Raw genomic sequence first — 12,505 nt, 5'->3', positions numbered from 1 at the left:
CCTACCGGGAGTATCTGGAGCTGCACGGGCTGTCGGTGCAGCTGGCCGAGGCGATGGCGGAGTTCTGGCACGCGCGGGTGCGCTCGGAGCTGGGGTATGCGGGAGAGGATCCCCAGCAGATGGCGGGCATGTTCGATCTGGCCTACCGCGGGGCGCGGTTCTCGCTGGGTTACGGGGCGTGTCCGAACCTGGAGGACCGGGCGAAGATCGCCGAGCTGCTGGAGCCCACCCGTATCGGGGTCGAGCTGTCCGAGGAGTTCCAGCTCCACCCCGAACAGTCCACCGACGCCATCGTCATCCACCACCCCGAAGCCAAATACTTCAACGCACGCTGAAACAGGGAGAGTTGAGGTCGTCCGGACCACGGCGAGTTGAGGCCGTCGGTAGAGAGGGTGTGAACGGGTGAGCCTGCCCGTCACTCACCGGCGGGGTCGTCGCAAGAGGGAGCCACTCCCACGCACCATCCCTGTTGCGACGCTCGCCCCCGCCGACCCAGGGGGTGAGGGGCAGGCTTGTCCTTCGCTGCGCACTGTCCCGCGCCCGCCTCGGAGCGCGGTGGCGCCCAGCTCATGCACGGCGGACGGGTGTCGCACCCCGACACCACCGGTACACAACCCGTCGGGCCTTCAGCGGTCCCCGCCACCGGGCAGTTGTTCACCCCGACAGGGCGCCAACCCGCGCCGGTGCCGCGCGCCCTGGAGACCGCCGAGGTGCCGGGACAGGCCCAGTCGTACGCACAGGCGGCCCGCCGTGCCATCGACGCCGGTTTCGACGGTGTCGAACTGCACGGTGCCAACGGCTACTTGATCTCGCAGTTCCTCTCGACGAACGCCAACCTGCGTACGGACCGCTACGGAGGCTCGGTGGCCAACCGCATCCGGTTCGCCGTCGAGGCGGTGTCGGCGACCGTCGAGGCCGTCGGTGCGGCCAGGACCGGCATCCGCCTCTCGCCGGGCGGCGGGTTCTGGGGCGTGGAGGAGACCGACGCACCCGAGCTCAACGCGGCGTTGCTGGCCGAACTGGCCCGCCTGGAGGTGGCCTACGTCCATCTCGAAGCCACCGTCGACGAAGACGTACTGGTCGGCCTGCGCCGCACGTGGCCCGGCACCCTCATCATGAACCCGGTGTTTCCGATGGGACCGAAGCAGACCGATCGGTCCGACGCCGACCACTGGCTCGGACTGGGCGCCGACCTCATCAGCTTCGGCCGCGCCTTCCTAGCCAACCCCGACCTGGTAGAGCGCCTGCGCACCGAAGTGCCGCTAGCCCCCGTGGACGAGACCACGTACTACCAGGGCGCCGACACGGGCTACCTGACCTACCCCACCTACCAGCACACAGCTTGAACCCCGACACCCAGGAGCCCCCGCGCCCCACAGACACGCCCCACAGACGCGCCCCAAAGGGGCGCGGGGAACTGCGCGACCAGCCACGATGGCGCCGCAGATGACCCACGGTCCGTGGCATTTCCGGCGTGGTGGAGTCGGGCCAGGGGTCCGCCGGTGGCAATGGGGCCGGTGGCGCGGCGCGGTGGGGCGTGCCCCGAAGGGGCGCGGGGAACTGCGCGACCAGCCACGATGGCGCCGCAGATGACCCACGGTCCGTGGCGCTTCCGGCGTGGTGGAGTCGGGCCAGGGGTCCGCCGGCGGCAATGGGGCCGGTGGCGCGGCGCGGTGGGCGCGAGCCCGAAGGGGCGCGGGGAACTGCGCGACCAGCCACAACGGCGCCGCAGACGACCACGCCGCGGCACTCCAGCGAAGCGCTCAGCTCCCGAGCCGAGCCGGAAAGCCACCGGTGGCGACGGGGCCCCAGCGGTGCGGTGTCACCCGGATCAGGGACTTGCACTGCTTGAGCATGGCCGAGCGGTACTCGTCCCAGTCCGGGTGTTCGCCGGAGATGGCGCGGTAGTACTCCACCAGCGGCTCGACGGAGTCGGGCACGTCGATGACCTCGGCCTCCCCGTCGACCTGCACCCAGGGGCCGTTCCACTCGTCGGACAGGACGAGGACGCTCACCTGCGGGTCACGGCGCGCGTTGTGCGTCTTGGCGCGCTCCGGATAGGTCGAGATCACGATCCGGCCCGACGCGTCCACCCCGCACGTCAGCGGCGAAGCCTGCGGTGCGCCGTCCTCGCGCCGCGTCAGCAGGATGGCCCGGTGCCGTGGCCTTACGAAGTCCAGCAGGTCGGTGAGACCGACACGGGTGTTGGTGGCGATCGAAGGACTCATAGGCCGAACGTACGCCATCACGCGCGTCCGAGGAGCTGTTCCGCGCGGTCCCGGGGGACGCCCCGTCTCCTCGGTACGGGCGGTGAGGACACGGCCGCCGCCGGGACCCCGGTGGGCAACTCCGGGACCGGGGGGCAACCCCGGGACCACGGGCAACGACCACAACCTCCCGCTCGCGCCGTACGCAGAGTTCTTCGGCCTCCGTGTCACGGAAGAGGGGGCCGATCCGGTCGTAAGGGCATAGGCCCACGACGACAGTGGAGGCGGACCGGCATGAGCGCGACATACGGACAACCGGAAGGCACGGCGCGGAGCACAGGACTGGGCAGAGGTCTGCCCGTCACGGTGGCCCTCCTGGTGGGGGTCGGCACGCTGGTGGCCGGGGTGTGGTCGCTCGGCTGGCCCGCCTCCTTCGCCGAGGCCGTCGACTTCCCCGCCCATGAGCACTTCCTGCACGACGTGGGCGCCTTCCAGATCGGCCTCGGCGTCGGCGCGCTGCTCGCCTGCGTCTGGTACGACGCGCTGGCAACGGTCCTCGCCGGGCTCCTTGTCGCCAACGGCGTCCACACCGTCAACCACGCCCTCGACCTCGACCACGGCGGCCAGCCCTGGCACATCGCCGCGCTCGCCGTCGCCACGGCCCTCATCGCGGCTGCGCTCCTCCTGCGGCAGCGCGGCCTCGGCTGGACCTCCGGAGGAGTGAGTGCGGCCACCCGCCCCGAACTCACGCCCTACGTACGGCAGAAGACGGTACTGCTCACCACCTACCGCAAGGACGGCACGCCAGGAGACTCACCCGTCAGCATCGCCGTCGACGGGGACCACGCCTACGTACGCAGCTTCAGGAACGCCATCAAGACCCGCCGCCTGCGCCGCACCCCGCAGGCCCGCGTCGCGCCCTGCACCACACGCGGCAGAAGCCCCGGCGCCGCGCTGGACGTCCGGCTGGCGCTCCTGGAGCCCGGCGGGCCCGAGGACAGGCACGCGGCGCGGATGCTGGGCACCAAGTACCCGCTACTCCACCGGGTTCTCGTTCCGTTCCTGCACAAGGTGCTGCTGCGCCGGAAGGCCGGCGGTACCGTCCACTTCCGCGTCACGGTCGCCCCTCGGGGGCACGGCACGCCATGAGGCCAGGGCGCCGACGCCGACCGCGGCGACCATCAGAGCCAGTCGCGGCTCACCCTCCACGACGACGTCGTGGATGGCCCCGGCCGTCAGCATCACCCCCGCGAAGATCAGCAGGACACGCCGGACCCGGCTCACGCGGTCGTCGTGCCGGGGTGTGCGGCCCACGGGGAGGGCCGCGGCGGGCAGACAGACGAGTGCCGCGGTCATCACGGCAGCACACCCCAGGAGCACGGCCGGCCACAGGCCGTCCTCGTTGTAGGCGGTGACGGCCGAGGCGGCCATCAGCACGGCGGCTGCGGCGTAGAGCAGACGGGACTGCAGCACACGGGACCGCGGCACACGGGACGGCACAGGCATGTGGGCTCCGAAGGAAGAGGAAAGGAGGAAGAGAGAAGGACGAACGCGCGGCCCGCCAGGTGCCGCTCACGTGTCGCACTCCAGGACCGACCCGCACACCCCGCACCGCGCGCGGACGCGCCCCCGTACCGGGACGCGGAGGCGCTGCCAGCAGGTGGGGCAGGCGAAGGAGACGCGGAGCGGGGAGTTGTGCTCGAACGTGTAGTCCCCGTTGCCCAGCGGAGGCGAGCCGGGGGAGAGGTGGGTCTGCGCGTATCGGCGGTCCTTGGCGTACCGGCGTCTGCCCGCCCAGTGCGAGCCGGCGAGCGGCGGGCGTTCCTCGTCGCGGTCGGCCAGCGCACTGCCGCGCACGTACGCCTCGTACGCCTGGGGGCTGGTGAACCAGATCGCCGGGTCCTCACCGAAGAGCCGCGCCCGCTTGGCGAGGACATAGCCGTACTCCTCGGGGGTGAGATAGCCCAGCTTCTGCGAGGAGAGCGAGTCCTGCCGGAACGCGTCCAGCAGCAGCCAGCCGGCGCCGAGATACGCGGTCGCGGTGTCCGTGAGGATCTCGTTGTCCCTGGTCCCGGCGAACCCGAGCCCGAGACGGTGCAGATAGACGTGCATCACCTCGTGCGCGAGTGCGGCGCCGATGTCGCGGCGGTGCGTCTTGAACCGCTCGTTCAGCTCCACGAAGTACTCGGGCCCCGCCGCCAGTTCGACCCTGGCCGCGTGGGTCATCTCGCGGAAGCTGACGATCACCCGTGCCTCCGGCAGCCGCAGATGCTGCACCATGACCCGCGCCACGCGCTGCACACCCGGATAGAGATCGTCCGCGTCGGCGAACGCCACGTCCCCGGCCGCGACACTCGCGTCGAAGGTACGGACGGTGTCGGGCGACACCCGTCTGTAGAGCGCGGTGATCGCCTCCCGCACCGTCTCCACATGCGGGAACCCGCGCTCCACGGGGTCCGTTTCCGCAACCCCCATCTCTCACCCCCAGGCACGCTCCTGTACAGCCACGATAACCCCGGCGCGGTGCCGGAGGAGGGTACGGAGGCACACCCGGCAGGCGGGGCCGGCGGGGGGAAGTCCAACAACAGCGTGCGCTTGTCCATGGGCATGTACGCGCCCCCTCACCCAAGGTGGGCGCCGACGGCCGAGTGGAGGGGACGGGTTCATGGGTGCGATGAGCGGCGTGGGACGAAGGGCCGTGGTGGCGGGCGGCACGCTCGCGGGAGTCGGTGCCGTACTGGGCGCCGGCACCCTCACGGGAACGGCGAACGGGGCCGAGCCGCGAAGAGCCGGAGCCGCAGGAGCTGCCGGGGCCGCCGGGGATACGGCGACGCTGCGCACGGCGGCGCTCGACGTCACCGTCGACACCCGCTTCCCCCGCATCCTCGCGTACACCGACCGCGGGACCGGCAAGAAGCTGCACGGCCAGGAAGAGGCCGTCGACACGCTCCAGATCGACGGGAAGCCGCACAAGCCCCGGGTCACCAGCGAGCCCCCGGCCGAGGGCGGCGACCGCATCACCTACACCCTCGCCCTCGACACCGGTACCGAGATCGCGGTCGAGATCAAGGCCGAGGGCCACCAGGTGCACTGGCAGGTCACCGGCATCAACGAGAGCGGCGGCGGACCCGTCGGTACGCTCCAGATCCCCGGCCTCGCCTTCCTCTCCGTACGCAGCGACCAGCCCGAGGCCACCCTCTACGCGGCACGTGTGGAGATCGACAAGGCGAAGAGCGGCGACACCCTGGTCGAGGTCAAGGACTCGACGGAGCCCGACCCCAAGCCCCTCGGCTGCGCCTACGCCGTCGTCTCCACCCGCGATCTGGCCGCCGCGATCGAGACGAACACCGTCTACGACAAGCCCTCCGAGACCGAGGGCGCCGGCTGGGACAACGGCCGCTTCTGGCGGCAGACCGTCGCCACCGGTGGCCGCACCACCGCCCGTCTCACCTGCGGCCAGTGGACCCACCGCGCGGCCACCGCTGCCAAGGACCAGACCGAGCCGCTCCCGTACGTCACCGTCGTGGTCACCCGCGACCGCAACGGCGACGGCACCGTCGACTGGCAGGACGCGGCGATCGCGCTGCGCGACATCATGGTCAAGCCCCTCGGCGCCGACGAGCAGCATCTGCGCGTCGTCCCGCACATCCCGTTCAACTTCGCCAGCCAGGCGACCAACCCGTTCCTCAGCATCCTCGACCAGGTCAAGCGCATCCACCTGGCCACCGACGGGCTGCGCCAGTTCGCGCTGCTGAAGGGCTACCAGTCCGAGGGCCACGACTCGGCGCACCCCGACTACGCGGGCAACTACAACAAGCGCGCCGGCGGCCTCGCCGACATGAACACGCTGCTGGCACGCGGCAAGAAGTGGAACGCCGACTTCGCCGTGCACGTCAACGCCACCGAGTCCTACCCCGTGGCCAACGCCTTCTCCGAGAAGCTCGTCGACAAGAAGAACGAGCAGTGGGACTGGCTCGACCAGTCCTACCGCATCGACCAGCGCCGCGACCTGGTCTCCGGCGACATCGTCAAGCGCTTCCAGGACCTGCGCGACGACGCCGACGGCGGGCTCAACTCCCTCTACATCGACGTCTTCCGCGAGTCGGGCTGGACCTCCGACCGCCTCCAGCGCGCCTTCCGCGAGCAGGGCTGGCACGTGACCTCCGAGTGGGGCCACGGCTTCGAACGTTCCTCGATCTGGTCCCACTGGGCCACCGAGACCGACTACGGCGGCGACGGCTCGCGCGGCATCAACTCCCGCCTCATCCGCTTCGTGCGCAACCACCAAAAGGACGTCTTCGCCGACAAGTGGCCCACCCTGCTGGGCATCCCGCGCATGGGCAACTTCGCCGGATGGGTCGGCAAGAACGACTGGAACGCCTTCTACGAGCTGATCTGGACCCACAGCCTGCCCGCCAAGTACCTCCAGGCCAGGCCCATCAGCACCTGGACGGAACACGAGATCACCTTCGAGGGCGAGACCCGCACCTCCGTCACCGACGAGGGCGGCAAGCGCCGTATCACCACCGACGGAAGGCCCGTCTACGACGACGGCGTCTACCTCCTGCCGTGGGAGCCCCGCGAGGCCAGGAACCCCGCCAAGCTCTACCACTACAACCCCCGGGGCGGACGCACCACATGGCGCCTGCCCGCCGGCTGGTCCGGCGCCCGCACCGTGTACGCGTACCCCCTCACCGACCAGGGCAGGGGCAAGGCCGTCCGGGTCGGCGTCAGCGGCGGCGAGGTCACCCTGACCGCCGAGGCCAACCAGCCCTACGTCGTCCACCGACGCCCCGCACCGCCCCAGCCCGACCCGCACTGGGGCGAGGGCACACCCCTCACCGACCCCGGCTTCTTCTCCGGCACCCTCAAGGGCTGGACCGTCAAGGCCACCGGGGGTGCTGCCACCGTCGAGCGCAGCAAGCTCGGCGACCACGAACTCGTCCTCGCCGCGGGCGCCGCCGCCTCCGTCAGCCAGCGCCTCAGCCGCCTCAAGCCCGGCACCTACGCCGCCTCCGTCCAGGTCGAGGTCGGCGCCAAGGCGGGCGACAAACGGCGTGCCGCACTCACCGTCCGCACCTCCGACGGCGTCAGGGCGGAGAACTGGACGGAGACCTCGACCGCCACCAACTACGTGGCCTCCGACCTCAAGCACGGCACCCGCTTCCAGCGGATGACCACCTGGTTCACCGTGCCCCAGAGCGGCGGACCCGCCACCCTCACTCTCAGCGCCGGCGCCGGGAACACCCCCGTCCGCTTCGACCACGTACGGGTCGTCGCCGCCACCCGTCCCGCCCGGCGCGACACCCCCGGCACCCCCGGCCCCCTCGTCCACGAGGACTTCCAGCACGTGCCCCAGGGCTGGGGCCCCTTCGTCAAGGGCGACGCGGGCGGCGCCGTCGACCCCCGCACCCACATCGCCCAGCGGCACGCGCCCTACACCCAGCGCGGCTGGAACGGTAAGGCCGTCGACGACGTCATCGACGGCACCGAATCCCTCAAGTCACGTGGCGAGAACACCGGCCTCGTCTACCGCACCGTGCCGCACACCGTCCGCTTCGTACCCGGCAAGAAGTACACGGTCTCCTTCCGCTACGAGAACGAGAAGGCCGGCCAGTACGCGTGGATCACCGGAGCCGACGCTCCCGGCTCCCGCGAACTGAAACGCGAGCCACTGCCCGTGGCGACCGAACCCACGGAACTCTCCTACGAGTTCACCGCACCCCGCGACGGCGAGGCATGGGTAGGGCTGCGCAAGGTGGGCGGCGACGGCAAGGCGGAGTTCGTCCTGGACGCCTTCACGGTTACCCAGCTGGACTGATGTCCGTACGCTGCTCTTCTCGAAGATCTGTGACTCGGGAGGAGCAGCGCGATGGGCGAGGCAGTGCTGGGCAAGCCGTCTGTCGGACGGCAGGTTTCCCGCGCACGCGGGGACGGCCCCCGTACCTGGATGCGGTACTTCACGCCGGGGCCCGTCCACCACCGCCTCGGGCTGGTCTGCCTGGGCGTCGGCATGCAGTACGGCCCGCTGCCCACCGTCGGACCACGCGTCCTGGACCACCATGTCGCCGTCGTCATCAGCGGGGGCCGGGGCTGGTGCGTCTACCCCGACGACCCCGAAGGGCGCCGGTACGAGGTGGTGGCCCCCGCACTCCTGTGGATCACCCCCGGCGTACCGCACCACTTCGGGGCCGACCCCGACGAGGGCTGGGACGAGAGCTTCGTCGACTTCACGGGCTCAGCCGTGACCGCCTACACCGAACTGGGCTGCATCGAACCGGGCCGCGCCCTCGTACCCCTCACCGACGCGGGCCCCGCACGCGCCGCCATCGCCCGCATCACGCGCGCCGCACGCCCCGGCAACCCGCTCCTGGAGGTCGAGGCCGCAGCGGCCGTCCACGAACTCCTCGTCGCCCTGCGCCGCGCACGCGCCGACACCACGGCCGACGGCGCCCCCGTCCTCGAAGCGCTGGCCCGCGACGCGTTCCTCCCCCTCTCCGTCGCCGAACACGCGGCACGCCACGGCATGACGGCCGCCGAACTCCGCACCGCTGTACGGCGCAGTGCCGGATGCAGCCCCAAGGACTACGTCCTCGGCATCCGCCTGGGCCACGCCAAGGAACTCCTCGCCGCGACCGATCTCCCCGTCTCCACCGTCGCCCGCCGCGTCGGCTACGACGACCCCGCGTACTTCTCCCGCCTCTTCACCCGCCGCGTCGGCACACCCCCCATCCACTTCCGCGCCCAACAGTCCCGCACCGTCCCCGGCGGCTACACCCCCCACATCCCCGACCCCAACAACCCCCCCATGCTCACCTGACCTCGCGACCAGCCACCCACCAACCCCCACCCCAATGCCGCTTCGCCGACTCGACGGAGGCGCCAGTCCCCTTTTTTCCCGCCGCGACGGCGAGCAACGGGAGCGGCGTGGTCCGGCGGTGCCGTACGACCCTCCCGGGTCGTGCTTCTACACCCGTGAGACAGAGCGCCTGCCTCGGCCACCCCTCCCCGTGCCCGTTGCGAGGGGGGCGGCAGCCCCCTTTCCCGTGGAGACGGCGGCAGCCCTCTTTCCCGCCGCGACGGCGAGCAACGGGAGCGGCGTGGTCCGGCGGTGCCGTGCGACCCTCCCGGGTCGTGCTTCTACGCCCGTGAGACAGAGGGCCTGCCTCGGCCACCCCTCCCCGTGTCCGTTGCGAGGGGGGCGGCAGCCCTAACCCCGCCGCGGCGGCGAGCAACGGGAGCGGCGTGGCCCGGCGGTGCCGTACGACCCGGGGGGTGAGGTGCGGGGGAGCCGGCCGCGGCTTGGCACCGCCGGTGACCGTCGCGTTGGTTGCGCGCCGTCGCGGCGGGAACAAGGGCGAGCCCCACCACGAGGCGGCAGGGCTCACCGCGAGGTGACGGCGCTGAGGCGACGCCCGATGCGGTCGACATCGAAACGTTCAGCCGAGGGAAGCGGGGCTCCCACAGACGCACGGGCGGCGTTGCCCTCCGCAAGGAGCACCGCGGCGGCGGCAAGGTCGCCGAGGCACGACCGGGCGCCGGCGAGCCCCTCCAGCGCGAGGGCGATTCCGCGCGGGTCGCCCACACGGCGCGCGACGGCGAGCCCCTCCGTGTGCAGGGCCAGCGCCAGCGAACCCGCTCCGCGCTGCTCGGCCGCGAACCCGAGTTCGGCGAGCAACAGCGCCGTGCCCGGATCGAAGCCCGCACGCCGGTGCCACTCCAGCATGCGCCGCAGATACCGCTCGGCCGTATCGAGGTCGCCGGCCCGCCGCGCGGTGAGTCCGAGGCCGATTTCGGCATGCACTTCGCCGGTCGTATGGCCCTGGCGAACGCCCACTCCTCCAGCGCCGCCAGCCGCTCCTCCTCCAGCCGCACCGCCGCAGCCCGTACGGACTCCTCGTCGGGAACGTCCTCGTAGGCTCCGCCGCGCCACAGTGCGAGCGCCTCACCGTAGAGCGCGGCTCGCTCAGTGGCGCCGCGTCCGGCGCGGGCACGCGCCGTCAACTGCCGGAAGGCGCCCGCGTCGACGGCCCCCGGCTCCGCGCCCAGCACATAACCCGACGCCTGCCGTACGAGCAGCTCCCGCGCTCCGGGTGCGCCCCGCTCCAGGGTGCGGCGGAGCTGGGAGACCTTCGTCTGCAGGGAGTTGGCGGGGTTCGCTGGCAGCCGCGCACCCCACAGCGCCTCGGCGAGCGTGTCGTCCCGCACGACGCGCCCCTCGGCCACGAGCAGCCGGCCCAACAGCGCGCGCACCTCGGGTTCGGGCACGGGCACGCCCACCCCGTCATCGGTCCGCACCTCCAGCGGGCCCAGCACCCCAAATCGCATGCGGCAACGGTAACCGCGCCCACCGACAGTGCCCCGTGCGCGGCCAACAGCGCCCCGTGCGCAGGCCGTCAGCTTTCCGTGCGAGCCGGCAGGCACCGTACGGCCATGAACCAGAAGCACACAGCACAGCCCCCCACCCGCTCCACCACAGAGCACACAGAGACCACAGTGCACGTAGAGCCCGTAAGGAACACAGAGACCACAGCTACAGCGGCCCCGAGGCCGTACTCGAAGCGCACGGCACGACCCTCGACGCGCTCGCGGGCACCCGGACCCACCTCGGCGAGGACCCGGGCCGCGCCGCCGCCTACGACGTGGCGCTGCTCGACTTCTTCTGGACGTCGGTGAGCGGCTTCGCGCACTCCCTCGCGCTCGCCAGGAGCGAGCACATCGAGGCCCGCGAACTGGCGCCCTTCGCACACGGCATCTCGTCGATCCTCCCGATGATGATCGACGACTTCGCCGAGCGCGTCGACAAGGGCGAACACGGGCAGCCCAGCTCCGAACTGCTCTCCGCTTCCACCGCCATGCGCCACATCGCCCACACCGCACAGGCCAACGGCCTCGACACCGGCGTACTGCAAGCCGCCAGAACCGTCGTAGACCGCGCCGTCACCGCAGGCCACGGCCCCAAGGACCTGTCCTACCTGGCGACGGTCCAGGGCGCCTCCCGGGGAGAGGCGGGGCAGGAGGCGGGAGATCACACAGCCGGTTAGGCTCGTGCGATGACCAGCAGGGAGAGCGACGCGACGCCGTCCACCGACGACTCCGTACGGGCGGAACTGGGGGCGCTGCGTGACAGCATCGACAACATCGACGCCGCTGTGGTGCACATGCTCGCCGAGCGCTTCAAGTGCACCCAGCGCGTCGGCCGTCTCAAGGCCGACCACCAACTCCCCCCGGCCGACCCGGCCCGCGAGGCCCGCCAGATCGCCCGCCTCCGCGAACTCGCCCACGACGCCAAACTGGACCCGGCCTTCGCGGAGAAGCTCCTCAACTTCATCATCGCCGAAGTGATCCGCCACCACGAACAGATCGCCAGCGACTCCCTGCCCCCCGACGAGCCCCCGGGCGCCGGCGTCCGCTAGGAGCGCGACAGGCAATGCCCCCGTTGCCGGTGGATCGGTCCGCACTGTCGGCGGATCACCGGCACATGCGGGCACGTTGAGCCCGCCCCCCGACCCACCCACCGCGCGTCAAGTGTCAGTGCCTACTGCCATGCTGCAGGCATGAACAGCCACAGCACCGCCGCCGATTACGGGTGGCTCGAAGAGCGGTACCAGCCCCTCATGGAGGCGTACTGCATCACGCTCGTCCAAGGACTCTCCCCCGAGGCACTGCTCAAGGCTCTGGGAGCCGAGCCCGTCGAGCGGATAACAGGCGTGGCTGAGCTGAGAGAGCCGGCCGAGGGCGACCCGTGGAACATGACCGAGTCTTTCGTAGCGATAGCCCCCGTCGGCGACTGGTCGCTGATGGTCGAGTACAACGGCTGCGTGGGCATCGACGGCACGATGATGCTTCCCATTTCGCGCGGCCGGGTGGCGGTCTCCCACTTCTTGAACATCAACGCGGTCGACTACTTCTCCTGGTACGAGGACGGTGCCGTCCGCCTGACTTTCGCACCGCTCTTTCCTCACCACCGAGACGGCAGCCATCCGGACGAACTGCTCACCGCGATGCGGGAGTCGGGCTTCGACCTCAGTGGTGGGGAGGACGCGAGCTTCGACGGACACACCGAAGCGGCCTTCGCCCTCGCCGAGCGCATCACGGGCGTGCACCTGACCCCAGAGCTTTTCGACTCCGCCGAGTTCGTCTGCGGTCGTGTGCCGGTGCCCTCCCGGAGACCGGGCCCGAGCCCGGCCGGATGAGCAGCCGAGCTCAGCCCGATCGCTGGTGATCCTCGGCCGGGAGGCGCGTCCGCGTACGGGGCGCGGCCTGGAGCGGACCGCGCCCCGCTCTCGCCTCCAGCC

At 71.5% G+C, this 12,505-nt stretch carries 12 protein-coding genes and 1 pseudogene; 8 read left to right on the top strand and 5 right to left on the bottom strand.

What is annotated here, in order from left to right; genetic code table 11:
• Both NMN56_RS14835 and NMN56_RS14830 read left to right on the top strand, forming a co-directional pair.
• Positions 1–335: vitamin B12 dependent-methionine synthase activation domain-containing protein (locus tag NMN56_RS14835; RefSeq protein WP_283742486.1), on the top strand; the 335-nt coding region annotated here is incomplete at its 5' end.
• Positions 336–569: 234 nt separating this feature from the next.
• Positions 570–1,346 (top strand): oxidoreductase, encoded by a 777-nt coding sequence (locus NMN56_RS14830; protein ID WP_430542581.1) that lies wholly within the window; start codon positions 570–572, stop codon positions 1,344–1,346.
• A gap of 417 nt (positions 1,347–1,763) precedes the next feature.
• On the opposite strand, the gene NMN56_RS14825 is transcribed toward NMN56_RS14830, so the two are convergent.
• On the bottom strand, positions 1,764–2,228 hold the full coding sequence (locus NMN56_RS14825; protein WP_274044766.1) for a PPOX class F420-dependent oxidoreductase: 465 nt from the start codon (positions 2,226–2,228) through the stop codon (positions 1,764–1,766).
• Positions 2,229–2,501: 273 nt separating this feature from the next.
• Between NMN56_RS14825 and NMN56_RS14820 the strand changes: the two genes are divergently transcribed.
• Positions 2,502–3,356, top strand: coding sequence for a PPOX class F420-dependent oxidoreductase (locus NMN56_RS14820; RefSeq protein ID WP_274044765.1), 855 nt, complete (start codon positions 2,502–2,504; stop codon positions 3,354–3,356).
• Here NMN56_RS14820 and NMN56_RS14815 read toward each other — a convergent pair.
• Positions 3,243–3,680 (bottom strand): hypothetical protein, encoded by a 438-nt coding sequence (locus NMN56_RS14815; protein ID WP_280842818.1) that lies wholly within the window; start codon positions 3,678–3,680, stop codon positions 3,243–3,245. The two genes, NMN56_RS14820 and NMN56_RS14815, sit on opposite strands and share 114 nt — an antisense overlap.
• Positions 3,681–3,779: 99 nt before the next feature.
• Positions 3,780–4,682 carry a hypothetical protein gene (locus NMN56_RS14810; protein ID WP_274044763.1) on the bottom strand — a complete coding sequence of 301 codons (903 nt, stop codon included), beginning with the start codon at positions 4,680–4,682 and terminating at the stop codon, positions 3,780–3,782.
• Positions 4,683–4,872: 190 nt separating this feature from the next.
• Between NMN56_RS14810 and NMN56_RS14805 the strand changes: the two genes are divergently transcribed.
• On the top strand, positions 4,873–8,028 hold the full coding sequence (locus NMN56_RS14805; RefSeq protein WP_274044762.1) for an endo-alpha-N-acetylgalactosaminidase family protein: 3,156 nt from the start codon (positions 4,873–4,875) through the stop codon (positions 8,026–8,028).
• 129 nt (positions 8,029–8,157) lie between these two features.
• The gene (locus tag NMN56_RS14800; protein WP_274044805.1) at positions 8,158–9,027 is read left to right on the top strand and encodes a helix-turn-helix domain-containing protein; all 870 of its coding nucleotides are present in this window, start codon (positions 8,158–8,160) and stop codon (positions 9,025–9,027) included.
• A gap of 564 nt (positions 9,028–9,591) precedes the next feature.
• Here the strand turns inward: NMN56_RS14800 and NMN56_RS14795 are convergent.
• Both NMN56_RS14795 and NMN56_RS14790 read right to left on the bottom strand, forming a co-directional pair.
• The gene (locus NMN56_RS14795; RefSeq protein ID WP_274044810.1) at positions 9,592–10,011 is read right to left on the bottom strand and encodes a tetratricopeptide repeat protein; all 420 of its coding nucleotides are present in this window, start codon (positions 10,009–10,011) and stop codon (positions 9,592–9,594) included.
• Positions 10,012–10,097: 86 nt separating this feature from the next.
• Positions 10,098–10,535: pseudogene (locus NMN56_RS14790) on the bottom strand (AfsR/SARP family transcriptional regulator); the annotation flags it as partial.
• Positions 10,536–10,570: 35 nt separating this feature from the next.
• Here NMN56_RS14790 and NMN56_RS14785 point away from each other — a divergent pair.
• The 3 genes from NMN56_RS14785 (at position 10,571) to NMN56_RS14775 (ending at position 12,403) form a co-directional block, all read left to right on the top strand.
• On the top strand, positions 10,571–11,251 hold the full coding sequence (locus NMN56_RS14785; RefSeq protein ID WP_274044761.1) for an imine reductase family protein: 681 nt from the start codon (positions 10,571–10,573) through the stop codon (positions 11,249–11,251).
• 9 nt (positions 11,252–11,260) lie between these two features.
• Positions 11,261–11,623 carry a chorismate mutase gene (locus NMN56_RS14780; protein WP_274044760.1) on the top strand — a complete coding sequence of 121 codons (363 nt, stop codon included), beginning with the start codon at positions 11,261–11,263 and terminating at the stop codon, positions 11,621–11,623.
• A gap of 141 nt (positions 11,624–11,764) precedes the next feature.
• The gene (locus NMN56_RS14775) at positions 11,765–12,403 is read left to right on the top strand and encodes a DUF6461 domain-containing protein (RefSeq protein ID WP_274044759.1); all 639 of its coding nucleotides are present in this window, start codon (positions 11,765–11,767) and stop codon (positions 12,401–12,403) included.
• Positions 12,404–12,505: the final 102 nt, after the last annotated feature.

It is taken from the genome of Streptomyces iconiensis (genome assembly GCF_028657195.3).
Classification (GTDB): Bacteria; Actinomycetota; Actinomycetes; order Streptomycetales; family Streptomycetaceae; genus Streptomyces; species Streptomyces iconiensis.
This window is presented reverse-complemented; position numbering and strand designations above follow the sequence as displayed.

Excerpts from the sequence above, each read along its gene's own strand:
- NMN56_RS14820 (WP_274044765.1), top strand. The coding sequence starts at position 2,502 with ATGAGCGCGACATACGGACAACCGGAAGGCACGGCGCGGAGCACAGGA.
- NMN56_RS14825 (WP_274044766.1), bottom strand. The coding sequence starts at position 2,228 with ATGAGTCCTTCGATCGCCACCAACACCCGTGTCGGTCTCACCGACCTG.
- NMN56_RS14810 (WP_274044763.1), bottom strand. The coding sequence starts at position 4,682 with ATGGGGGTTGCGGAAACGGACCCCGTGGAGCGCGGGTTCCCGCATGTG.
- NMN56_RS14830 (WP_430542581.1), top strand. The coding sequence starts at position 570 with ATGCACGGCGGACGGGTGTCGCACCCCGACACCACCGGTACACAACCC.
- NMN56_RS14800 (WP_274044805.1), top strand. The coding sequence starts at position 8,158 with ATGCGGTACTTCACGCCGGGGCCCGTCCACCACCGCCTCGGGCTGGTC.
- NMN56_RS14780 (WP_274044760.1), top strand. The coding sequence starts at position 11,261 with ATGACCAGCAGGGAGAGCGACGCGACGCCGTCCACCGACGACTCCGTA.
- NMN56_RS14805 (WP_274044762.1), top strand. The coding sequence starts at position 4,873 with ATGGGTGCGATGAGCGGCGTGGGACGAAGGGCCGTGGTGGCGGGCGGC.
- NMN56_RS14775 (WP_274044759.1), top strand. The coding sequence starts at position 11,765 with ATGAACAGCCACAGCACCGCCGCCGATTACGGGTGGCTCGAAGAGCGG.